This is a genomic window from Mycolicibacterium fluoranthenivorans, from assembly GCF_011758805.1.
Taxonomy (GTDB): Bacteria; Actinomycetota; Actinomycetes; order Mycobacteriales; family Mycobacteriaceae; genus Mycobacterium; species Mycobacterium fluoranthenivorans.
The window spans coordinates 2,980,879-3,002,700 of sequence record NZ_JAANOW010000001.1 but is presented as its reverse complement, the minus strand read 5'-3'; the positions used below and the strand labels follow the sequence as shown (position 1 = coordinate 3,002,700).

Here is a 21,822-nt window from a genome sequence, read left to right as displayed (position 1 = left end):
GGTACACAGCCTAGGAACCGGTGAAACCAGATGTGTGAATTTCGGGCAAAGTGCCGCGATATCAGGCGAGTTCGATGAGGTCTCGGTACTCGGCGGACCAGAAGTCCTCGGTACCGTCGGGCAGCAGCACCACCCGCTGGGGATCCAGTGCCTCGGCGGCACCCGGGTCGTGGGTCACCAGCACCACCGCGCCCTGGTAGCTGCGCAGCGCGTCGAGCACCTGCTCACGGGAGGCGGGATCGAGGTTGTTGGTGGGCTCGTCGAGCAGCAGCACATTGGCGGTGGAGGCGACCAGCCCGGCCAGTGCCAGCCGGGTCTTCTCGCCACCGGACAACGTGCCCGCCGGTTGCTCGAGCTGCGGCCCGGTGAACATGAAGGCGCCCAACAGACCTCGCAGATCCTGGTCCCCGGTGTCCGGGGCGGCATGCCGGATGTTCTCCCAGACCGTCGCCTCGTTGTCCAGGGTGTCGTGCTCCTGGGCGAAGTAGCCGATCTTGAGACCGTGCCCCGGTTCCAGGGCGCCGGCGTCGGCGGACTCCGTGCCCGCCAGCAAACGCAACAGCGTCGTCTTCCCGGCGCCGTTGAGGCCCAGCACCACGACCCGGGAACCACGATCGATGGCCAGGTCGACACCGGTGAAGATCTCCAGCGAACCGTAGGTCTTGGTCAACCCCTTGGCTACCAGCGGTGTCTTACCGCACGGCGCGGGTGTGGGGAACTTGATGCGGGCCACCTTGTCGGCCACCCGCTCGGCATCGAGCTCGGCGATCATCCGCTCGGCGCGGCGCAACATATTCTGCGCGGCAACGGCTTTGGTGGCCTTGGCGCCCATCTTCGCGGCCTGGGCTCGCAAGGCGCCGGCCTTCTTCTCGGCATTGGCGCGTTCGCGGCGGCGACGTTGCTCATCGGTCGAGCGGGCATCAAGATACTTCTGCCAGCCCATGTTGTAGACATCGGCCTCACCGCGTACGGCGTCCAGGAACCACACCCGGTTCACCACATCGGCGAGCAGGTCCACATCGTGGCTGATCACCACCAGGCCGCCGGTGTGGTTCTGCAGGAAGGTGCGCAACCAGCCGATCGAGTCGGCGTCGAGGTGGTTGGTGGGCTCGTCGAGCAGCAGCGTGGTCGCCGAACCCGAACCGGTATCGGAAGCGGCGAACAGGATGCGGGCCAGCTCCACCCGGCGGCGCTGACCACCGGAGAGCGTGCGCAACGGTTGGGTCAGCACCCGGTCGGGCAGCCCGAGACTGGCGCAGATGCGGCCGGCCTCACTCTCGGCGGCGTATCCGCCGAGCGCGGCGAAGCGCTCCTCGAGCTGACCGTAGCGGCGCACCGCCTTGTCGCGGGCGTCGTCATCGGCCACCTCGGCCATCAACGTCTGTTGCTTCTCCAGATCCGACAGCAGGGCGTCCAGGCCGCGGGCCGAGAGCACCCGGTCGCGGGCCAGCACGTCCAGATCGCCCTCCCGCGGATCCTGCGGGAGGTAGCCGATCTCACCGGTGGATTCGATCTTGCCCGCGTACGGCTCGCCCTCGCCGGCCAGGATGCGCATGGTGGTGGTCTTGCCCGCACCGTTGCGCCCGACCAGACCGATCCGGTCGCCGGGTTGGATGCGCAGGGCGGCGCCCTCGATGGACAGCAGTGTGCGCGCCCCGGCGCGGACCTCCAGGTCCGTTGCGGTGATCACGCTGCTGCCTCCTCGTACTTGTCTTACTTGTCGTCGGTGAACGCGGCCGGCCGCTTTTCGGCGCGCGCAGTGACCGCTTCCTCGAAGTTGGCGGTGAGCAGGCGCACGTAGAGTTGGCCCAGCCCTTCGGCCTGCATATGCCCCTCGAGGCTGCCGGCGTCCAGTCCACTCCACAGCGTTCGCTTGGTCAACTCGGTTCCGGGCCGGGAAAACGCCGCGATGCGCTGGGCGATGCCGTAGCAGTATGCCAGCAACTCGTCCTCGGCCACCACTTGCGAGACCAGGCCGATCCGCTCGGCCTCGGCGGCGTCGACGTCACGCCCGGTGAGCATGATCTCGAAGGCGCGCGACGCACCGATGGCCCGCGGTAACAGGTAGGACAACCCGAGCTCGCTGGCGGTCAGTCCGTTGTTGATCCCGGCGGCCCGGAAGTAGGCCCCGGACGCGGCGACCCGGATATCGCAGGCCAGGGCCAGGCACAGGCCTCCGCCGATCGCGGCGCCGTTGACGGCGGCGATCACCGGCTGGTGCAGCCGCCGCAGCGCCAGGATGACCTCGTCGAGGACCTCCATGGACCGCAGCGCGAACGTCGGCCGGGTCAGACCCTGCACATGCGGCACCGAGCCGGCCGATTTGTGGTCCGCACCGGAGGAGAAGCCTCGTCCGGCGCCGGTGAGCACCACCACCCGGACATCGTTGTCGTGGTGGAGTTCCTCCAGGACGGCGCGCAGCGGCACCATCAGGTCGAAGGCCATCGAGTTCATCCGCTCGGGCCGGTTCAGGGTGACCACGGCCACCCCGGGCTGCGGTCGGTCGACGAGGACGAAATCGGTGGGCTCGGTCACACGTGCACGCTAGCGCGTGCCCGACTCACGCCTGGCGGCTGATCGCCTCGTCGATGTCGAACTCCTTGATCTTGGTGATCAACTCGTCGAGTTGGGCCGGGCCCAGCGCACCGGACTGCCGGAACACCTGGTGGCCCTTCTTGAACGCCATCAGCGTCGGGATCGCCTGGATCTCGGCGGCCTGGGCCAGTTCGGGCTCGGCTTCGGTGTCGACCTTGGCGTGCACCACATCGGGATGTTTGTCGGCGGAGGCGCCGTACGTCGGAGCGAAGGCGCGGCACGGACCACACCACGACGCCCAGAAGTCGACGATGACGATCTCGTTGTCGTCGAGGATGCCCTTGAATTCGGCTGCGGTGATGTCTCGTGTACCCACGTTTGTCCTAACGTCTTCCTGAGTCCGGTTGTTCCGTTCTCGTCTTCTGACGACCATCTTTGCCGCCCGGTGCGCGGCGTGCTAGTGCAACCGGGCCAGTGCGCTCTCGGCGTCGTATCCGGCGAATTCGCCAAGGGTGTTGTCACGCAACCGGTTCACCCACCCGGGATCGGCCAGCAGGGCGCGCCCGATGGCGATCACGTCGAACTCGCCGGCGTCGAACAGTTCGCGCAGGCGGTCCACCGGGGCCGGTTCGATGCGGGCCCTGCTCGTCGATCCGGGGGTGAATTCGGTGGCCAGCCCGACGGATCCGACGCCGATCACGGGCAGGCCGGTGAGTTTCCTGGTCCAGCCGGCCAGGGTCGGTGACTCGCCTTCGAACGCCGGAAGGTAGTGCCGGCGGGTGGACGGATGCAGGACGTCGACGCCGGCGTCGACCAGTGGGGTCAGGATCCGCTCCAGCTCGGCAGGGCTGTCGGCCAGGCTGGCGCGGTAGGCGTTGGCCTTCCACTGCGAGAACCGCAGGATGATCGGGAAGTCCGGACCGACGGCGTCCCGCACCGCGGCGATCACCTCGGCCGGGAACCGGGTGCGGTCCGCTCCGTAGGCGTCCGTGCGGATATTCGTCTTGTCCCAGAGGAATTCGTCGAGCAGGTAGCCGTGCGCACCGTGCAGTTCCACCGCGTCGAAGCCCACCGCGCGTGCGCTGCGTGCGGCGGCGGCGTAGGCCTGCCGGATGGCGTCGAGCCCGTCGTCGTCCAGCGCGACACCCCTGGCCTGCCCCACGCTGTTGAGGCCGGACGGGCTGACCGGGACGACACCGTCGCTGTCCTCGCGCTCGGCGCCCTGGTGCCACAGCTGGGCGGCGATCGCCGCGCCCTGCGCACGCACGGCGCCGGTGACCGCCTGCCAGCCGGCCAGGCTGTCCGCGCCGTCGAGGGTGGGGATGCTCGACGGGTAGCCCGCCGTCGGGTGCGGAATGCGCACACCCTCGGTGATGATCAGCCCCACCCCGCCGGCCGCCCGACGTGCGTAGTAGTCGGCCACATCGGCGCCGGGGACGCCGCCGGGCGAGGCCCGGCGGGTCATCGGCGCCATGGCGAAACGGTTGCGCAACGTCAGGTTCTGGATGCGCAGCGGACTGAAGAGGTCGGCCATGCCGTGATCCAACAGCACCGGCGGGCGGCAGATTCCGGGTCCCTGAGATCAGTCGTGGGCCAGCGACCGGTCGATCAAGGCACCGACGGCCGGCCCCAAGGCCTGGGAGTACTCCTTCGTCAGATGACTCGCGTCGTAGAACACCATGGTGTTGCCGACCACCGGAGGGCAGCGGTCACCGGAGCAGAACAAGTCGACGGTGTTCGCGTAGTCTCCCCCGTTGCCGCGGACCATCGAGGATTCGGCCTCGATACCGGCGTTGTTGGTGGCACGCCACGGGACCTCGCATGCCCTCGCGTCCTCCAGGTGCGCCGACAGGCAGTTGGTTGCCACCGACGCGAGCTTCGGCTCCGGCCCCAGGACCAGCACCTTCGAGCCGTAACTGCGGAGCTCGTGCACCAGGTCGCCCAATCCGTCGATCCAGGCCGGGTTGAACGGGTCGAATCCGGGTTTACCCCAGACCGCGGTGCCGTGCGCGCCGTAGCTTCGCACCGCGGACACGACCACCAGTTGCGGAGGGTCGGCGCGCATCCGGGCCATGATTCCGGCCCGCCACTGCGCACAGCGTTGCAGTCCCTCCGACATCTCGTTGAGGTGGTCGGTCAGCGGGAGGTCGACAATCGGGCACGAGGCCTTCGCCATCAGCAGCATCCGCCAGTTCCGGTCATCGACCGCTCGCCGGAATGCCGGGTTCCACATCGCGGCGTGGGAGTCGCCGATCAAGGCGATCGTCGTCTCCGACGACCGGTTTCCACTGAGGCACTCGGGCTGGCTGCCGTCGAACGGCAACGAGCGCAGGCACCCGTTGGCAAGGATCGACTTGACCTCGGCGGCCGTGCCGGTGAGCGGGGGACTCAAATTCGACGGCACGGCGGTCATCCCCACCGAGGCGGTGACCTGCGCGTTCACCTGGGCGAACACCTCGCGCACCGCGGTGTCGTACTCCTGCAACGGCAGGCCGGGTGGCGTCGGCTCCGCACCGATGACCAGCGGCCGCGCGGCCGGTCCGGGACCGACCGGCGCGGGTGTCCCCACCAAGGTGATCGCGCCCGCAGCCACCGCGGCGGCGGTGACCGCGGCGCCCAGGACGAGGCTGTGACGCGGAGAGCCGCGGAAGCGCGCGGAGAATCGCAGCGGATTCTCGACGAACTTCCATGTCAGCACGGCCAGGACCGCCGAGAAGGCCATCGCGGCCAGTCTCATGACCAGACCCACCGGGTGCCCGAGCAGCGCCGGGATCAGCACCAGCACCGGCCAGTGCCACAGATACCACGAATACGAGATGCGGCCGATCGATCGCATCGGCGCCAGCCCCAGCAGGCGTCCACAGCCCCCCTCGGCATTCGCGCACCCGGCGCCGATGACCAGGGCCGTGCCCAGGGTGGGAAGGAGCGCCAGCACGCCGGGGTAGTCGGAGGAGCCTTTCACCCAGACGCAGGCTAACAGCAGTGTCCCCAGTCCGGCCCAGCCGATCACCGTGGCCGGCACGCGCCCGAGCCGCTGCCAGTGCACCACGGTCAGCGCCACCAGTCCGCCGGTGGCCAATTGCCAGGCGCGGGTGGGCAGGGACAGATAGGCGGCCGGCGGCATGATGTAGGTCAGCACCAGCGACAGCGCGAATGACACCACCGCGACCAGGGCGAGCACCGTGACGTACGGGCCCGGTGCGGGTGTGGACGCGTCGCGGCCACCGCGTCGTCGTACCCGTCGGATGAACCAGGCCGTCGCGATGATCAGTACCGGCCAGACCAGGTAGAACTGCTCCTCCACGCCCAGCGACCAGTAGTGCTGAAACGGTGTCGGGGTGGTCAGACTGTCTTTGCCGAAGTAGTTGACCCCCGAGAAGATGAACCAGTAGTTGCTGACATAGAGCGCGCTGGTGATGGCATCGACGGCGACGGTCTTCACCTGCAGGGGCGACAGGATGAACGCCGACGCGGCGATGGTGACGACGCCCACCAGGGCGGAGGCCGGCAGTAGTCGGCGAGCGCGGGCGCCCCAGAACCGGCGCAGGCTGACCTTGCCCGACGTGCCGACCTCGCGCCACAGCATCCCGGAGATCAGGAATCCCGAGATGACGAAGAAGACGTCGACCCCGACGAAGCCGCCCCGGAATCCGGGTATGCCCGCGTGGAACAGGACGACGGCCAGCACGGCAACGGCGCGCAGTCCCTCGATATCGGGACGGAAACCACGCGGCACCGTGGTACCGATCTGCGGGGACAGGCGTGGCGCTGCCGTGTCCCGAGCAGGTGCGGCCACCGACCGGGCGAAGTCCTTCGGTTCGACGACCACCCGGGTTCCTCTCCGGCCGATCCTGCTCCGACCGCCTTCGGGCCGGAACCGCTACCGGGCAGGCCGGGGCGTGGTCGGATGCTAATCCGAGCCGGCGTGCCGCGGCATGACAAAAGTGGCAAAGAATTGGTTTGTTGTATCTTCAGCGGACAGCGCGCGTCATCCGATCGGCTGACAAATTGACGCCACCGACAATGCGCGCGCCGAGACGACACCGCCACCGCCACCGACCGATGACCTGAAAACGGCGAATCGTGGTGTCGTTCAATGTCTTTGTTTCCACAACGTGAACTACTGCCTCGCCGGCCCCTCGAGTGCCATTGGCCGGCGCCTGCCGCCCGGATCGCGGTCTCCACCCCGTCCGCTTCGCTCACCACGCGGCGCGAAGCGGTGCGCTACGCGATCATCGAGCGCCAGCAAACACCGGTTCGGATCCGATGGCGGACCTGTAGGGACCGGGACCCGTCAGACGGTGAAGCCGAGCGCCCGCAGTTGTTCACGGCCGTCGTCGGTGATCTTGTCCGGGCCCCACGGCGGGTTCCACACCCAGTTCAGCTTGATCTCGTTGACCAGTCCGGCACCGACCAGTGCGGTGCGGGTCTGATCCTCGATCACGTCGGTGAGCGGACAGGCCGCCGAGGTCAGCGTCATGTCGATGAGCGCGACCTTGCCGGTCTCCCCCTCTTCCAGGTTCAGCCCGTAGACCAGGCCGAGGTCCACGACGTTGATACCCAGCTCGGGGTCGACCACATCGCGCATGGCCTCCTCGACGTCGGCCAGCAACAGCTCTTCGCTCTGGGCTTCACTCATCGTTTGTCCTCCACCTCGTCGAATGCCAGAGCTTCAACCCCTGGCCTGGCCTCCGCCAGCGCCGCCTTGAACGCCATCCAGCCCAGCAGGGCGCATTTCACCCGGGCCGGGTACTTGGAGACGCCCGCGAACGCGATGCCGTCGCCGAGCACATCCTCGTCGCCCTCGATATTGCCGCGGGACGAGATCATCTCGGTGAACGCGGCGACCGTCTTGAGGGCGTCGCCGACGGTCTGGCCGATCACCTGGTCGGTGAGCACCGACGTCGCGGCCTGGCTGATCGAGCAGCCCTGGCCGTCGTAGGAGATGTCCTCGACGGTCTCGCCGTCCGGCGACAGCGCCACCCGCAGGGTCACCTCGTCACCGCACGTCGGGTTGACGTGGTGGACCTGCGCGCCGAACGGCTCACGCAGCCCACGATGGTGCGGGTGCTTGTAGTGGTCCAGGATGACTTCCTGGTACATCTGTTCCATTCTCATCTGCTGCCCCGGGTCGCTTCGCTCCAGCCCGCCGTCATGAAAAGAATTCCACCGCCCGTTTGACGCCCGCCACCAGCCGATCGACCTCGTCGTGGGTGTTGTACACCGCGAAGGAGGCCCGCGCGGTGGCGGCGATGCCGAACCGCCGGTGCAGCGGCCAGGCGCAGTGATGCCCGACGCGGACGGCCACACCCTCGTCGTCGAGCACCTGCCCGACATCGTGGGCATGCACACCGTCGACGACAAAGCTCACCGGTGAACCCCGGTGTTCCAGGGTGCCCGGCCCGATGATGCGCACCCCCGCGATGGTGGCCAGACCCTCGAGCGCCGCGGCGACCAGTTCGTTCTCGTGTGCGGCCACCGCGGGCATCCCCAGCACACCGAGATACCGTGCGGCGGCGGCCAATCCGACGACCTGCGAGGTCATCGGCGTGCCGGCTTCGAACCGCTGCGGGGCCGGGGCGTAGGTGGTGGCCGCCATCGTGACGGTCTCGATCATGGAACCGCCGGTGAGAAACGGGGGCATGGCGCCGAGCAGCTCGCGTCGGCCGTAGAGCACACCGATACCGGTGGGGCCCAGCATCTTGTGCCCGGAGAACGCCGCGTAGTCGACACCCAGCGCGTGGAAGTCCACCGGCTGGTGCGGCACGGACTGGCAGGCGTCCAGCACGGTCAGCGCACCGACGGCCCTGGCCCGCGAGACCAGCTCGGCAACCGGGGCCACCGCGCCCGTCACGTTCGAATGATGGCTGAAGGCCACCACTTTCACGCGCTCGTCGAGTTCCAGCGAGTCCAGGTCGATACGTCCGTCATCGGTGACCCCGTACCAGCGCAGCGTTGCCCCGGTGCGCTGGGCCAGCTCCTGCCACGGGATCAGGTTGGCGTGGTGTTCCAGCTCGGTGGTGACGATGACATCGCCCGGACCGACCGCGTTCTCGAACCGGCGGTCACCCAGCGCGTAGGACACCAGGTTGATCGACTCGGTGGCGTTCTTGGTGAACACCAGCTCGTCGTCGTCGGCGCCGACGAACGCCGCGATATCGGCGCGGCCCTGCTCGTAGGCGTCGGTCGACTCCTCCATCAGCTGATGCGCACCGCGATGCACCGCACCGTTGGAGGTGGTCAGGAACTCCCGTTCGGCGTCGAGCACCTGCAACGGTTTCTGCGAGGTGGCGCCGGAATCCAGATAGGCCAACTGGTTTCCGCCGCGCATCACCCGGCTCAGGATCGGAAAGTCAGATCTGATCCTGGTCACATCCAGATCGACTGACGCGGTCATCGCTAAGCTCCGGCGTGTGCCTGATCGGAGGCCGCAGTGAAGCGCTCGTAACCGTTCTCTTCGAGCTCATCGGCCAGTTCCGGACCGCCCGAGGTGACGATGCGCCCGTCGAAGAACACGTGCACGAACTGCGGCTGGATATAGCGCAGGATGCGGGTGTAGTGCGTGATCAGCAGCACGCCGCCGTGCTCGGTCTCCTTGTAGCGGTTCACGCCCTCGCTGACGATGCGCAGCGCGTCGACGTCCAGGCCGGAATCGGTTTCGTCGAGGATGGCGATCTTGGGCTTGAGCAGGCCGAGCTGCAGGATCTCGTGGCGCTTCTTCTCGCCGCCGGAGAAACCTTCGTTGACGCTGCGCTCGCCGAACGCGGGATCGATGTCGAGGTCGGTCATCGCGGCCTTGACCTCTTTGACCCAGTGCCGCAGCTTGGGCGCCTCACCGCGCACGGCGGTGGCCGCGGTGCGCAGGAAGTTCGACATCGACACGCCGGGCACCTCGACCGGGTACTGCATGGCCAGGAACAGTCCGGCCCGCGCACGCTCGTCGATGGACATCTCCAGCACATCCTGGCCGTCGAGGGTGATCGACCCCGACGTGACGGTGTACTTGGGGTGGCCGGCGATGGCGTAGGACAGCGTCGACTTGCCGGATCCGTTGGGGCCCATCACCGCATGTGTCTCGCCAGAACTCACGGTGAGGTCGACACCCTTGAGGATCGGGATGTCCGTCCCGTCCTCCTTGGAGACGACGCTGACGTGCAGGTCCTTGATTTCCAGTGTGGTCATGAGTGGATATGTCCTTCGGTCAGTTCAAGTTCGTGTTCGATGGCGGCGGTGAGACGGTCGCGGACGGCGGGCACCGAGATCTTGCCGATGAGTTCGCCGAAGAAGCCGCGCACCACCAGCCGGCGGGCCTGGTCCTCCGGGATACCGCGGGCGCGCAGGTAGAACAGCTGCTCGTCGTCGAAACGTCCGGTGGCACTGGCGTGTCCGGCGCCGACGATCTCGCCGGTCTCGATCTCCAGGTTGGGCACCGAGTCGGCGCGGGCGCCGTCGGTGAGCACCAGATTGCGGTTCACCTCGTAGGTGTCGGTACCGGTGGCCTCGGCGCGGATCAGCACATCGCCGATCCAGACGGTGTGGGTGTCGGGCCGGTCGGAGGACGGATCCCCCTGCAGCGCACCCTTGTACGTCACGTGCGAACGACAGTTGGGCTGGGAGTGGTCGACCAGCAGCCGGGACTCCAGGTGCTGGCCGTCGTCGGCGAAGTACAGGCCCAGCAGTTCGGCGTCGCCGCCGGGGCCGCGGTACTGCACCCGTCCGGTCAGCCGAGCCACCTCGGCGCCGAGGGTGACGGCGAAATGCCGGAACACTGCGTCCTTGCCGAGGGAGGCGTGATGCATGCTGACGTGCACGGCGTCGTCGGCCCAGTCGGCGATGGACACCACCTTGAGGTGGGCGGCGTCACCGAGCACGAATTCGACGTTGTCGGCGTAGGTTCCGCTGCCGCGATGATCGATGACCACCACCGCTTCGCCGAGTTCTTCCACCCGGATCTGCAGATGGCCGTATGCGGTGGCGCCCTCGCCGGGCCCCGTCACCGTGATCTCGATCGGCTCGTCGACGTGCGTATTGCGCCCGACCGTCACGACGGTGGCGTTACCGAAACCCGAGAACGCCTGTGCGGCAACGCGGTCAGCGGGCACGCCGCCCTGGCCGAGCCGCTCGTCGCCGCGCTGCACCGTCTCGACGGTGACGCCGGGACGTTCGGACACCTCGATCAGCGCACTGCCGGTGGCCTTGCCGTCCACCCCGGCGGTGCCGTTGTGCAGGCCGCGCAGCCGCTTGAGCGGGGTGAACCGCCAGATCTCGTCACGACCGGCGGGCACCTCGAAGGCGTCGACATCGAACGAGGTGAACGCCTGTCCCTTGTTGGCGTCGGCCAAAGCGATCATGGGCTCGGTCATCCCACCGCGCCTTCCATCTGCAGCTCGATGAGCCGGTTCAATTCCAGGGCGTACTCCATCGGCAGTTCCTTGGCGATGGGCTCGACGAAGCCGCGCACCACCATGGCCATCGCCTCGTCCTCGGTCATGCCGCGGCTCATCAGGTAGAACAGCTGATCCTCGCTGACCTTCGACACGGTGGCCTCGTGACCCATCGTGACATCGTCCTCGCGGATGTCGACATACGGATACGTGTCGGAGCGGCTGATCGAATCAACCAGCAGCGCATCGCATTTCACCGATGAGCGCGACCCGTGCGCGCCTTTGTTGACCTGGACCAGGCCCCGGTAGGACGCGCGGCCACCGCCGCGGGCGACCGACTTGGACACGATGTTGGACGACGTGTTGGGCGCGAGGTGCAGCATCTTGGCGCCGGTGTCCTGGTGCTGTCCCGGGCCGGCGAACGCCACCGAGAGCACTTCGCCCTTGGCGTGCTCACCGGTCATCCACACGGCCGGGTACTTCATGGTGACCTTGGAGCCGATGTTGCCGTCGACCCACTCCATGGTGGCGCCGGCCTCGGCCCGGGCCCGCTTGGTGACCAGGTTGTAGACGTTGTTCGACCAGTTCTGGATGGTGGTGTAGCGGCAGCGGCCACCCGGCTTGACGATGATCTCGACGACGGCGCTGTGCAGCGAGTCGCTCTTGTAGATCGGCGCCGTGCAGCCCTCGACGTAGTGCACGTAGGCGTCCTCGTCGACGATGATCAGCGTCCGCTCGAACTGGCCCATGTTCTCGGTGTTGATCCGGAAGTAGGCCTGCAGCGGGATGTCGACGTGCACGCCCTTGGGCACGTAGATGAACGACCCACCGGACCACACCGCGGTGTTGAGCGCGGAGAACTTGTTGTCCCCGGCCGGGATCACGGTGCCGAAGTACTGCTTGAACAGCTCCGGGTGCTGCTTGAGCGCGGTGTCGGTGTCCAGGAAGATGACGCCCTGGGCCTCCAGATCCTCGCGGATCGAGTGGTAGACCACCTCGGACTCGTACTGCGCGGCGACACCGGAGACCAGGCGCTGCTTCTCCGCTTCGGGGATGCCGAGCCTGTCGTAGGTGTTCTTGATGTCGGCGGGCAGGTCATCCCAGGTCGCGGCCTGCTTCTCGCTGGAGCGCACGAAGTACTTGATGTTGTCGAAGAAGATGCCCTCGAGGTCGGAGCCCCAGTTCGGCATGGGCTTCTTCTCGAAGGTGCGCAGCGCCTTCAGCCGCATCTCGAGCATCCACTCGGGCTCGCTCTTCTTGGCCGAGATGTCGCGGACGACAGCCTCGGACAGTCCGCGCTGGGCGCTGGCGCCGGCGGCGTCGGAGTCCGACCAGCCGTAGCCGTATGTACCCAGGGAGGCAATCGTCTCCTCCTGAGTCAGCTGTTCCGGGGTGAGGGTCATCGCGACACTCCTTGTGTGGTGGTGGATTCGGCGCGGGCTGCGGGCCGAACTGGTGCGGGCTTGTCAGGCCCCAACGGAACGTGGGTGGTACAGGCGCAGTCACCGTTGACGATGGTGGCCAGCCGCTGAACATGGGTGCCGAGGATCTCGGCGAACGCCTGCCGCTCGGCATCGCAGAGTTCGGGGAACTCCTCGGCGACATGTGAGACCGGGCAGTGATGCTGGCATATCTGCACACCCGACAGCGGCCCGGCCACCGGTGTGGTGGTGGTCCGGTAACCCGCCTTGGTGAGCGCGGAGGCCACCCGGTCGGCAGTGGCGGCCACGTCGGCGGCGGCCGGGGCGTTGACCACGTCGGCCAGGATGCCGTCGATGCGCCGGCGGGCGAAGGTCTGCACCGCCTCGTCACCGCCGATCTCGCGCAGCTGCCGCATGGCGGCCGCGGCCAGGTCGTCGTAGGAGTGCGCCAGCTTGGCCCGGCCGGCAGCGGTGATGCGGTACCGCTTGGCGGGGCGGCCGCGACCGGTGTGCTGCCAGGCCTCTGCGGCACTGGCCTGCGCGTCCCCCGCGTCGATCAGGGCGTCGAGATGACGACGGACACCGGCAGCCGAGATACCCAGCCGTTCGCCGATATCGCCCGCGGTGACCGGACCTTCGAGCAGCAACTGCACGATGGCCGAACGGGTGTGACCTTCTGACAGACTTGCCGACCCGGTGGGCGCAGGCGCAGCCGCAACGGCGCCGCCGACCTCCGGGTTTAATTTCACAACACTATTGTGACGGAATTCGACCTGCGGTTCCAGCAAGGGCACCCTAACTGTGCAAAGGCGCACCGGGCCACCGTCTACGCTGCTGGGATGACCGCGCTCGGGTCCTTCAGCTCGGCGGTCGCCCGATGGCATGCCGACGAGAGAACGGTCGGTTCCCCGCTCAACGACGCCGAGGTCGCCTCGCTACGTCGTACCAGGGTATTCGGCGCGACCGGCACCGTACTCATGGCGATCGGCGCCCTCGGTGCCGGTGCCCGCCCCGTCGTACAGGACCCGACGTTCGGGGTGCGTCTGCTCAATCTGCCCTCCCGCATCCAGACCGTCTCCTTGACCATGACCACCACCGGCGCGGTGATGATGACGCTGGCCTGGCTCATGCTCGGACGCTTCGCGCTGGGACCGCACCGGATGTCGCGCAGCCAGCTGGACCGCACCCTGCTGCTGTGGGCCCTGCCGCTACTCATCGCCCCACCGATGTACAGCCGGGATGTCTACTCCTACCTCGCGCAGAGCCAGATCGCCCGCCTCGGGCTGGACCCGTACAAGGTCGGCCCCGCCCCGGGCCTCGGGCTGGACCACGTCTTCACCCTGTCGGTGCCCACCATCTGGCGCGAGACCCCGGCGCCCTACGGTCCGCTGTTCTTGTGGATCGGGCGCGGAATCTCGACCGTGACCGGCGAGAACATCGTCGCCGCGGTGCTGTGCCACCGGGTGGTGGTGCTGCTCGGCGTCGGCTTGATCGTCTGGGCCACCCCCCGGCTGGCACGGCGCTGCGGTGTCACCGAGGTCGGCGCCCTGTGGCTGGGACCGTGCAACCCGCTGCTGTTCATGCACCTGGTCGCCGGTATCCACAACGAAGCACCGATGCTGGGGCTGATGCTCGCCGGCACCGAATTCGCCCTGCGCGGTATCGACGGGGTGCGCGACGGCAGCTGGCGGTTGGCACCGCGACCCCTGGCCATGCTGGTCTTCGGCACCGTCCTCATCGCGTTGTCCTCCCAGGTGAAGCTGCCCTCACTGCTGGCCATCGGCTTCGTCGCGATGGCGCTGGCGTGGCGGTGGGGCGGCACCGTCAAGGCCTTCCTGGCCGCCGGCTTCTCCCTCGGCGCCCTCTCGCTGCTCGTGATGGCCGTGATCGGCTGGGCCAGTGGCCTGGGCTTCGGCTGGTTGTCCACCTTGGGTACCGCCAACGTGGTGCGGTCGTGGATGTCGCCGCCGACGCTGATCGCCCTGGGTACCGGACAGGTCGGCATCCTGCTCGGACTGGGTGACCACACCACCGCGGTGCTGGGACTCACCCGTGGTATCGGTGTGATCATCATCGGAATCCTGGTGACGTGGCTCCTGCTCGCCGTGTTCCGCGGGCGGCTGCATCCCGTGGGCGGGCTCGGTGTGGCGCTCGGCGCCACCGTGCTGCTCTTCCCGGTGGTGCAGCCGTGGTACCTGCTGTGGGCCATCATCCCGCTGGCCACCTGGGCCACCCGGCCGGGATTCCGCGGATCCACCATCGCGATCACGTTGGTGGTGGGCATCTTCGGGCCGACGGCCAACGGGGATCGCTTCGCCCTGTTCCAGATCGTGGACGCCGTCCTGGCCAGCACCGTCATCGTGGTGCTGCTCATCGCGCTGACCTGGCGGCGTCTGCCGTGGCGGGTAATGCCCGACGACGGAGTCCTCAGGGCGGACGCTTACGCTGAATCCCCGTGACCACCGGATTACCCGTGCCCGTGCGCCTGCGCGGGGTGACCAAACGGTTTGGGTCGACGACCGCGGTTTCCGGGCTCGACCTCGACGTCCAGCGCGCAGAGGTGCTGGCACTGCTGGGACCCAACGGCGCGGGAAAGACCACGACCGTGGAAATGTGCGAGGGTTTCCTGCGGCCCGACGAGGGCAGCATCGAGATCCTCGGCCTGGACCCGGCCGCCGAGAACAGCCGGGTGCGCGAACGCATCGGGGTGATGTTGCAGGGCGGCGGCGGCTATCCGGCCGCGCGGGCCGGTGAGATGCTCAACCTGGTCGCCTCCTACGCCGCCAATCCGCTGGACCCGCGGTGGCTGATGGACACCCTCGGACTCACCGAGGCCGCCCGCACCACTTACCGCAGGCTCTCCGGCGGCCAGCAACAGCGCCTCGCGCTGGCCTGCGCCGTGGTCGGCCGCCCCGAGCTGGTCTTCCTCGACGAGCCGACGGCCGGGATGGACGCGCACGCCCGGATCGTGGTGTGGGAGTTGATCGACGCACTGCGCCGCGACGGGGTGACCGTGGTGCTGACCACCCATCATCTGTCCGAGGCCGAGGAGCTGGCCGACAGGTTGGTCATCATCGATCACGGCACCACGGTGGCCGCGGGCACCCCCGCCGAGCTGACCCGCAACGGCGCCGAGAACCAGCTGAGGTTCAGCGCGCCGCCGAAACTGGATCTGTCGCTACTGGTGGCGGCGCTGCCCGAGACGTACCGCAGCTCCGAGACCGCGCCCGGCGAGTATCTGGTGGAGGGCCACATCGATCCGCAGGTGCTGGCCACCGTGACCGCGTGGTGCGCCCGGGTCGACGTACTGACCACCGATATGCGCGTCGAACAACGCAGCCTGGAGGACGTGTTCCTCGATCTGACCGGCCGGGAGCTGAGGTCATGACCGATAACCGGTTCGCCGCGGGCACCTTCACACCGGACCCGCGTCCAGCGGGTGTGCGCCAGATGCTGACCGCGCAGTACGGGCTGGAGCTGAAGTTGCTGTTGCGCAACGGCGAACAGCTCCTGCTGACCATGTTCATCCCCATCACGCTGCTGATCGGGCTGACCCTGATGCCGCTGGGCTCGTTCGGCCCGGACCGGGCGGGGACGTTCGCGCCCGCCATCATGGCGCTGGCCGTCATCTCGACCGCGTTCACCGGCCAGGCCATCGCGGTGGCCTTCGACCGCCGTTACGGCGCATTGAAACGCCTTGGGGCGACGGCCCTTCCGGTGTGGGGCATCATCGCGGGCAAATCGCTGGCGGTCGTGACGGTGGTGTTCCTGCAGTCGATCCTGTTGGGCGCCATCGGTGTGGCACTGGGCTGGCGCCCGGCGGTGCTGGGGCTGCTGCTCGGCGCCGTCGTCATCGCGCTGGGCACCGCGTCCTTCGCCGCGCTGGGCCTGCTGCTGGGCGGGACGTGCAAGGCCGAGATCGTGCTGGCCGTCGGCAACCTGATGTGGTTCGTCTTCGCCGGACTCGGCGCGCTGACCCTGGAGGGCGGGCTGGTACCACCCGCGGTGGCCTGGATCGCCCGCCTCACCCCCTCGGGTGCGCTCACCGAGGCGCTGACCCAGGCGATGACCCTGTCGGTCGACTGGTTCGGCGTGATCGTGCTGGCCGTCTGGGGTGGCGTGGCCGCCCTGTGCGCGCTGCGCTGGTTCCGCTTCACCTGAGCCGCGCCGGGCCCTGACGTGACCACTGTCGCCGGCGTCGACGCCTACCGCGGCGGCTGGGTCGGCGTGACGTTGCGCGACGGCGCTTTCGCCGGCATCGCCGTCGCCGGGCGACTTGCCGACCTGGTCCGCGATATCGGCGATGCCGCGGCGATCGGGGTGGACATTCCGCTGGGGTTGACGGCCGCCGGGACGCGCGGCACCGATGCCGCCGCCCGGGTCCTGCTCGGTCGCCGGCGTTCCACCGTGTTCGAGATCGCCCCCCGGCCGTGCTGGGAGCAGCCGGACCACGCCGCGGCCAGCGCCCTGAGCCGGCAGTTGATGGGCAAGGGCATGAGCATCCAGTCCTGGGGGTTGCGGGCCAAACTGCTCGACGCCAACACGGTGTACGACGACGACGTCGCACCACTGTGGGAGGTGCACCCGGAGCTGTCCTTCCAGCAGATGGGCTTGGGATTCGAGGACGGGACCAAGAAGTCATGGCGTGGGCAGCGGGCGCGGCTGCGGGTGCTGGCCGCCAACGGAATCGAGCTGCCGGAGGATCTCGGGGCGGCGGCGCAGGTGCCGGCCGACGACGTGCTGGACGCCGCGGCGGCATCGTGGAGTGCCGCCCGGATCGCCGCGGGCCGGGCGTACAGCGTGCCCGACCCGCCCCAGGTCGACGAGCGTGGCCGGCGGATCGCGATCTGGTGCTGACCAGCCCCTACTACGGCGTGTAGTTAGCGCTGCTCTACGATCAGGGCCGTGGCACTCCGACGGTGGTTTCTCAGAGTCGTCGACCTGCTGCCCCTACCCGATCTGCGTGCGCAGCGGCTGATCGCCTTCCTGGTGATCCTCACCCAGGGCGGCATCTCGGTCACCGGGGCGATCGTCCGGGTCACCGCGTCGGGGCTGGGCTGTCCCACCTGGCCGCAGTGTTTCCCCGGCAGCTTCGTCCCGGTGCCGCACGCCGAGGTCGCGGTGGTGCACCAGGCGGTCGAGTTCACCAACCGGATGTTCACCTTCGGTGTGGTGGCGACTGCGGTGCTGGCGGTACTGGCCGTCACCCGGGCCCGGCGCCGCCGTGAGGTGTTGGTGTACGCCTGGCTGATGCCGGCCTCGACCGTCGCGCAGGCCGTGATGGGCGGGATCACCGTGCTCACCGGCCTGCTCTGGTGGACCGTGGCGATCCACCTGCTGGCCTCGATGGTCATGGTGTGGCTGGCGGTGCTGCTCTACGTCAAGATCGGCGAGCCCGATACCGGGGTGGTCACCGAGCAGGTCGTGCAGCCGTTGCGGCAGCTGACCTTTCTGTCCGCCGTCGTGCTGTCCCTGGTCCTGGTGACGGGCACGCTGGTGACCGGCGCCGGCCCGCACGCCGGGGACAAGAGCCTGGACCGGGTGGTGCCCCGCCTGGAGGTGGAGATCACCACCCTGGTGCATGTGCATTCGTCGCTGCTGGTGACCTACCTGGCGCTGCTGATCGGGCTGGGGTTCGGCCTGCTGGCGGTGCGAGCGCCGCGAGCGGTACGCATCCGGTGGGTTGTGCTGGTGGTGCTGGTCGCCGTCCAAGGCATGATCGGCGCCGTGCAGTTCTACACGGGCGTGCCCGCGGCGCTGGTCGCCGTGCACGTGGCGTTCGCGGCGGCGTGCACCGCGGCCACCGCGGCGCTATGGGCTTCCATGCGACATACCACGATGCGACAGGGGCCCGAGACCCAGCCGCTCCAGGGCTGATTCGACCCCCAGCGCGAAATCCCGTTCGGCCCGCGCCTTCTCCCCGGCGGTCAACTGCCGGAACCCCAGCGACGGCTCCACCAGTTCCAGTTCCAGCAGCCGCGGATCGTCGGCGCCGAGCACGTCGACGCGGGCGTAGAGCAGATCCGCGCGCCGCATCCCGAATCGGCGTACCACCGACATCACGGCGTCGTGCCCGAGGTCCCACAAGGCATCGTCGGGGTCGGCCGGGGACAGCGTCTCCGCCGCGAAGGTGCCGGTCTCCTCGAACACCGGCGCACCGCCGGGCGGCGGCAGCAGCGGGCCCTTGGTGAACGCGTGCGACGGTTCACCGTTCAGAAACACCAGCGCCGTCTCCCCCGCGGTGACCCGCGGGTCGTAGGGCTGAACCAGCACGGCCCGGCCCTGCGCCTGCAGCGCCGCCGCGTGCGCCCGTGCCGCCGGCACGTCGGCGAACCGCTGGGCTCCGGCCGAGCCGGCGCCGACCGCGGGTTTCACCACCACCTCACCGGCGGGTACGGCCACCGGGTCGTGCACACCGAAGTAGCGGGTGGGCACGATCGGCACACCGTCGGCGTGCAGGTCCAACAGATAGTGCTTGTCGGTGCTCCACGCCACCAACTCGGGCGGGTTGAGCAGATGCCGCACCCGCCGGGTCCAGGTCAGGAATTCGTCGAGGCGGTCGGCGTAATCCCATGTGGCGCGCAGGATCACGAGATCGGCCTGCAGCGTGGCCGGGTCGTCCCAGGATTTCCACTGCACGTGCAGACCCCGGTTACGCAGGGCCGCGACCAGCCCGTCGTCGTCGCTGTCGCCTTCCGGCAGGGCCGGGCAGCTCGCGAACACGAGGCGCGGATGGAACACGTCGGGGCGGGCCAGCTTCACCAGAGGATGATAGGCGTCATGCATGCCATCGAAGTCGCCCAGACCGGAGGGCCCGAGGTCCTCACCTATGTCGAGAAGCCCGAGCCGATCGCGGGGCCGGGTCAGGTCGTGATCAAGGCCGAGGCCATCGGTGTCAACTTCATCGACACCTACTTCCGGTCCGGGCTCTACAAGCGGGATGTCCCGTTCGTGATGGGAACCGAGGTGTGCGGCACGGTGGCGGCCATCGGTGACGATGTCGCGGCACTGGCCGTCGGCGACCGCGTGGTGACCGCCGACGCCGACGGCGCCTACGCCGAATTCTGCGTCGCCCAGAGCGACCGGGTGGCCTATGTGCCCGACGGCGTGGCGCCCGAGGCGGTGGCCTCGGCCCTGCTGAAAGGGATGACAGCGCACTACCTGATCAAGTCCGTCTACCCGGTACAGCCCAACGACACCATCCTGGTACACGCCGGCGCGGGCGGGGTGGGCCTGATCCTCACCCAGTGGGCGACCAGTATCGGCACCCGGGTGATCACCACGGCATCCACTCCGGAGAAGGCCGCGCTGTCCAGGCAGGCCGGCGCGGTGGAGGTGCTCGACTACCCCGACGACCCGACCGAGTTCGGCACCGCGATCCGCGATCTCACCAATGGGGCGGGCGTCGCCGCGGTATACGACGGGGTGGGAGCCACCACCTTCGACGCCAGCCTGGCCAGCCTCGCGGTACGCGGTACCCTGGCGCTGTTCGGCGCCGCCAGCGGTCCGGTGCCGCCGGTGGATCCGCAGCGGCTCAACGCGGCCGGATCGGTGTTCCTGACCCGGCCCAAACTGGGCGACTTCACCCGCACACCCGATGAGTTCTCTTGGCGAGCAGGTGAACTGCTCAGCGCCATCGCCGACGGGTCGATCGCCGTGACGGTCAGCGAGCGTTATCCGCTGGCCGAAGCCGCCCGTGCCCATCTCGACCTGCAGGGCCGCAAGACGGTCGGGTCGATCGTGTTGGTGCCCTGAATCGATCGGTTCACCCCCGCGCCGCGGTCCGTTCACCCGTGGGTGATACCAACCTCACGTGATCGACACCCTCGATATCGCGCTGCGGATCGCCGCAGGGGCCGGCCTCGGCGCGGCCATCGGCCTGGAACGGCAGTGGCGTTCGAAGATGGCGGGCCTGCGGACCAATGCGCTCGTCAGCCTGGGTTCGGCGCTGTTCGTCCTGATGGGCGCCTACGCGTTCGGAGCCGGTGATCCGACCCGAGTGGCCGCGCAGGTGGCCTCCGGAATCGGGTTCCTCGGCGCCGGCGTGATCATCAAACAGGGTGCGAGCATTTCCGGGCTGAACACCGCCGCGACCTTGTGGGCATCGGCGGCGGTGGGCACGCTGGTCGGCGCAGGGATGTACGGCGCGGCCGGAATCGGGACCGCAGCGGTCATCGCCGCCAACGTCCTGTTGCGTCCGGTCAGCCGGGCCCTGGACCGACACCGCGCACTGGGCACCGAACCCGGCCCCACCGAGTACCGCTTCGAGGTGCGCTGTCTGGTCGAGGCCGAAGGAGAGGTACGCGCCCTGGTGGTCGGGGCGATCACCCAACCGCACTTCACCATTCAGTCCATCTCCGCGGTCGACGTCGACTCCGAGACGGGCGGTGGCGAGGTGCGGATCACCGCCATCGTGGTCGCCGAGGAACGCGATGACCATGCCATCGAGAGCGCGCTGGCCAATGTCATCACCGCACGGCCCGTCACCGCCGTGCGCTGGTCGGCCGAGGATCTCAGCGGCGTCGACTGACCGGGTCAGACCGGCTGCGCGGCCGGGAACGTCCAGGACCCGTCCAGGATCTCGGCCCGCGGACGGTACAGGCGCACGATGTAGTTCCAGCCCTCGGTGATCGGCAGCAGATTGGCCGCGCCCGCACCGCCGAACTGGACGGTCGTCGCGCCGTCTGCATCCGGCACGGCCGTGATGTTGTTCACCGAATACGCGTTCTGCGGGTTCGGCTCGAAATAGCCGTCCTTGTTGTACACCGTGATGGACCAGAAACCATCCACCGGAACGTCTTTCACCACCAGCCGGTGCACCGTCTCGCCGTCGTTGGCCGGCGGCACCACGGTGAGGTACAGCGCGTCGCGCTCCGGGTTGCCGCCCCAGGCGAATGCCGAACCGATCAGGTGACGCACCGGATCGACCTCGTCCGCGGCGCCGAAGGTGCGGGCCGAGTCGGTCAATGTCGTCGACAGCGTGAGCAGCGCATCACGCACCGTCTTCTGGCTGACGGGATCCCAATCCGGGATCTCGAAGCTGCCCGGCTCCGGCTGGGTCACCTCGATGGCGTCCTGCAGGGCGTGCACGGCGGTGAGGTCGGCCGGATCGTTCGGGTCGATCAGGGTGCGGACGGCAGCCAGCACATATCGGGTGCCGACGATGTCGCGGGACAAGATCACCGTGGCCGGCGCGTAGGCCACTTCGACGGTGTAATGGTCCTCGTTGATGATCTGCACCGACATGAACCGACCGGCGCTGTCGGGCAGGGTGAGCGTGACGTCTCCCGCGTCCAGGTCGAAGATGCCCGCCGAGTACAGGGTGTCGCGATTCTGCCGGATGACCACCTGGTGGTCCATCGGCGTCAGCTCGCGGAAATGCAGGAGCCCGCCGAACCCGCCGCTCTTGGCGATACCGGAGAAGTAGATATCCGATTCGGCACGCGCGAAATTGTCCGGGCTGACCTGTCGGCTCATACCGA

Annotated in this window: 21 protein-coding genes; 7 read left to right on the top strand and 14 right to left on the bottom strand. The window is 68.6% G+C overall.

All coding sequences use genetic code 11. The features are described 5' to 3' along the window. Positions 1 to 61 precede the first annotated feature (61 nt). The 12 genes from FHU31_RS14570 to FHU31_RS14515 all read right to left on the bottom strand — a co-directional run bounded on the left by FHU31_RS14570 (position 62) and on the right by FHU31_RS14515 (position 13,089). The gene (locus FHU31_RS14570; protein WP_167159335.1) at positions 62 to 1,690 is read right to left on the bottom strand and encodes an ABC-F family ATP-binding cassette domain-containing protein; all 1,629 of its coding nucleotides are present in this window, start codon (positions 1,688 to 1,690) and stop codon (positions 62 to 64) included. A 23-nt stretch (positions 1,691 to 1,713) separates the two neighbouring features. Further along, positions 1,714 to 2,535 carry an enoyl-CoA hydratase gene (locus FHU31_RS14565; RefSeq protein WP_167159333.1) on the bottom strand — a complete coding sequence of 274 codons (822 nt, stop codon included), beginning with the start codon at positions 2,533 to 2,535 and terminating at the stop codon, positions 1,714 to 1,716. Between the two features lie 25 nt (positions 2,536 to 2,560). Beyond that, positions 2,561 to 2,911 carry a thioredoxin gene (gene trxA, locus FHU31_RS14560; RefSeq protein WP_167159332.1) on the bottom strand — a complete coding sequence of 117 codons (351 nt, stop codon included), beginning with the start codon at positions 2,909 to 2,911 and terminating at the stop codon, positions 2,561 to 2,563. Positions 2,912 to 2,992: 81 nt separating this feature from the next. Continuing rightward, positions 2,993 to 4,069, bottom strand: a complete 1,077-nt coding sequence (locus tag FHU31_RS14555) for an oxidoreductase (RefSeq protein ID WP_167159330.1) — start codon at positions 4,067 to 4,069, stop codon at positions 2,993 to 2,995. A gap of 48 nt (positions 4,070 to 4,117) precedes the next feature. Beyond that, positions 4,118 to 6,364 carry an acyltransferase family protein gene (locus tag FHU31_RS14550; protein WP_263988080.1) on the bottom strand — a complete coding sequence of 749 codons (2,247 nt, stop codon included), beginning with the start codon at positions 6,362 to 6,364 and terminating at the stop codon, positions 4,118 to 4,120. 465 nt (positions 6,365 to 6,829) lie between these two features. Then, positions 6,830 to 7,174, bottom strand: coding sequence for a metal-sulfur cluster assembly factor (locus tag FHU31_RS14545; protein WP_167159328.1), 345 nt, complete (start codon positions 7,172 to 7,174; stop codon positions 6,830 to 6,832). After that, complete coding sequence (gene sufU / locus FHU31_RS14540) at positions 7,171 to 7,653, bottom strand: Fe-S cluster assembly sulfur transfer protein SufU (protein ID WP_167159326.1); 483 nt, start codon at positions 7,651 to 7,653, stop codon at positions 7,171 to 7,173. The genes FHU31_RS14545 and sufU overlap by 4 nt, the downstream gene beginning before the upstream one ends. A 34-nt stretch (positions 7,654 to 7,687) precedes the next feature. Further along, positions 7,688 to 8,932: a cysteine desulfurase gene (locus FHU31_RS14535; RefSeq protein ID WP_167159324.1), complete on the bottom strand. Its 1,245-nt coding sequence runs from the start codon at positions 8,930 to 8,932 to the stop codon at positions 7,688 to 7,690. Between the two features lie 2 nt (positions 8,933 to 8,934). After that, a complete protein-coding gene (sufC, locus tag FHU31_RS14530; protein WP_090358014.1) occupies positions 8,935 to 9,717 on the bottom strand; it encodes a Fe-S cluster assembly ATPase SufC in 783 nt (260 codons plus the stop codon). Next, positions 9,714 to 10,898 carry a Fe-S cluster assembly protein SufD gene (sufD, locus tag FHU31_RS14525; RefSeq protein WP_167159322.1) on the bottom strand — a complete coding sequence of 395 codons (1,185 nt, stop codon included), beginning with the start codon at positions 10,896 to 10,898 and terminating at the stop codon, positions 9,714 to 9,716. Before sufD ends, sufC begins: the two co-directional genes overlap by 4 nt. Beyond that, positions 10,895 to 12,322: a Fe-S cluster assembly protein SufB gene (gene sufB, locus FHU31_RS14520; protein WP_090358018.1), complete on the bottom strand. Its 1,428-nt coding sequence runs from the start codon at positions 12,320 to 12,322 to the stop codon at positions 10,895 to 10,897. Before sufB ends, sufD begins: the two co-directional genes overlap by 4 nt. After that, on the bottom strand, positions 12,319 to 13,089 hold the full coding sequence (locus FHU31_RS14515; protein WP_308206747.1) for a helix-turn-helix transcriptional regulator: 771 nt from the start codon (positions 13,087 to 13,089) through the stop codon (positions 12,319 to 12,321). Before FHU31_RS14515 ends, sufB begins: the two co-directional genes overlap by 4 nt. Positions 13,090 to 13,179: 90 nt before the next feature. Here FHU31_RS14515 and mptB point away from each other — a divergent pair, with 90 nt between their 5' ends. From mptB to FHU31_RS14490, 5 genes are read left to right on the top strand one after another with little or no spacing between them, the layout of a single operon-like run. Continuing rightward, entirely contained in the window at positions 13,180 to 14,799 is a 1,620-nt protein-coding gene (mptB, locus tag FHU31_RS14510) for a polyprenol phosphomannose-dependent alpha 1,6 mannosyltransferase MptB (protein WP_167159320.1), read from the top strand. Further along, a complete protein-coding gene (locus FHU31_RS14505; RefSeq protein WP_167159318.1) occupies positions 14,796 to 15,728 on the top strand; it encodes an ABC transporter ATP-binding protein in 933 nt (310 codons plus the stop codon). The genes mptB and FHU31_RS14505 overlap by 4 nt, the downstream gene beginning before the upstream one ends. Next, positions 15,725 to 16,501: an ABC transporter permease gene (locus FHU31_RS14500; RefSeq protein WP_167159316.1), complete on the top strand. Its 777-nt coding sequence runs from the start codon at positions 15,725 to 15,727 to the stop codon at positions 16,499 to 16,501. The genes FHU31_RS14505 and FHU31_RS14500 overlap by 4 nt, the downstream gene beginning before the upstream one ends. An 18-nt stretch (positions 16,502 to 16,519) precedes the next feature. Then, complete coding sequence (locus FHU31_RS14495) at positions 16,520 to 17,197, top strand: DUF429 domain-containing protein (RefSeq protein WP_167159315.1); 678 nt, start codon at positions 16,520 to 16,522, stop codon at positions 17,195 to 17,197. A 48-nt stretch (positions 17,198 to 17,245) separates the two neighbouring features. Beyond that, positions 17,246 to 18,217, top strand: a complete 972-nt coding sequence (locus FHU31_RS14490; protein WP_167159313.1) for a COX15/CtaA family protein — start codon at positions 17,246 to 17,248, stop codon at positions 18,215 to 18,217. On the opposite strand, the gene FHU31_RS14485 is transcribed toward FHU31_RS14490, so the two are convergent. Continuing rightward, positions 18,152 to 19,102, bottom strand: coding sequence for an ATP-grasp domain-containing protein (locus FHU31_RS14485; RefSeq protein ID WP_167159311.1), 951 nt, complete (start codon positions 19,100 to 19,102; stop codon positions 18,152 to 18,154). The genes FHU31_RS14490 and FHU31_RS14485 overlap by 66 nt on opposite strands. Before the next feature lie 18 nt (positions 19,103 to 19,120). Between FHU31_RS14485 and FHU31_RS14480 the strand changes: the two genes are divergently transcribed. Both FHU31_RS14480 and FHU31_RS14475 read left to right on the top strand, forming a co-directional pair. Then, positions 19,121 to 20,095, top strand: coding sequence for a quinone oxidoreductase family protein (locus FHU31_RS14480; RefSeq protein WP_167159309.1), 975 nt, complete (start codon positions 19,121 to 19,123; stop codon positions 20,093 to 20,095). A 61-nt stretch (positions 20,096 to 20,156) separates the two neighbouring features. Next, the gene (locus FHU31_RS14475; protein WP_167161038.1) at positions 20,157 to 20,870 is read left to right on the top strand and encodes an MgtC/SapB family protein; all 714 of its coding nucleotides are present in this window, start codon (positions 20,157 to 20,159) and stop codon (positions 20,868 to 20,870) included. Positions 20,871 to 20,875: 5 nt separating this feature from the next. On the opposite strand, the gene FHU31_RS14470 is transcribed toward FHU31_RS14475, so the two are convergent. After that, positions 20,876 to 21,817, bottom strand: a complete 942-nt coding sequence (locus tag FHU31_RS14470; protein WP_167159307.1) for a DUF1254 domain-containing protein — start codon at positions 21,815 to 21,817, stop codon at positions 20,876 to 20,878. Positions 21,818 to 21,822: the final 5 nt, after the last annotated feature.

Bases quoted from the DNA above. Each gene is read 5' to 3' on its own strand.
- FHU31_RS14555 (WP_167159330.1), bottom strand. From the start codon at position 4,069: ATGGCCGACCTCTTCAGTCCGCTGCGCATCCAGAACCTGACGTTGCGC.
- FHU31_RS14545 (WP_167159328.1), bottom strand. From the start codon at position 7,174: ATGAGTGAAGCCCAGAGCGAAGAGCTGTTGCTGGCCGACGTCGAGGAG.
- sufU (WP_167159326.1), bottom strand. From the start codon at position 7,653: ATGAGAATGGAACAGATGTACCAGGAAGTCATCCTGGACCACTACAAG.
- FHU31_RS14535 (WP_167159324.1), bottom strand. From the start codon at position 8,932: ATGACCGCGTCAGTCGATCTGGATGTGACCAGGATCAGATCTGACTTT.
- sufC (WP_090358014.1), bottom strand. From the start codon at position 9,717: ATGACCACACTGGAAATCAAGGACCTGCACGTCAGCGTCGTCTCCAAG.
- sufD (WP_167159322.1), bottom strand. From the start codon at position 10,898: ATGACCGAGCCCATGATCGCTTTGGCCGACGCCAACAAGGGACAGGCG.
- sufB (WP_090358018.1), bottom strand. From the start codon at position 12,322: ATGACCCTCACCCCGGAACAGCTGACTCAGGAGGAGACGATTGCCTCC.
- mptB (WP_167159320.1), top strand. From the start codon at position 13,180: ATGACCGCGCTCGGGTCCTTCAGCTCGGCGGTCGCCCGATGGCATGCC.
- FHU31_RS14500 (WP_167159316.1), top strand. From the start codon at position 15,725: ATGACCGATAACCGGTTCGCCGCGGGCACCTTCACACCGGACCCGCGT.
- FHU31_RS14480 (WP_167159309.1), top strand. From the start codon at position 19,121: ATGCATGCCATCGAAGTCGCCCAGACCGGAGGGCCCGAGGTCCTCACC.
- FHU31_RS14470 (WP_167159307.1), bottom strand. From the start codon at position 21,817: ATGAGCCGACAGGTCAGCCCGGACAATTTCGCGCGTGCCGAATCGGAT.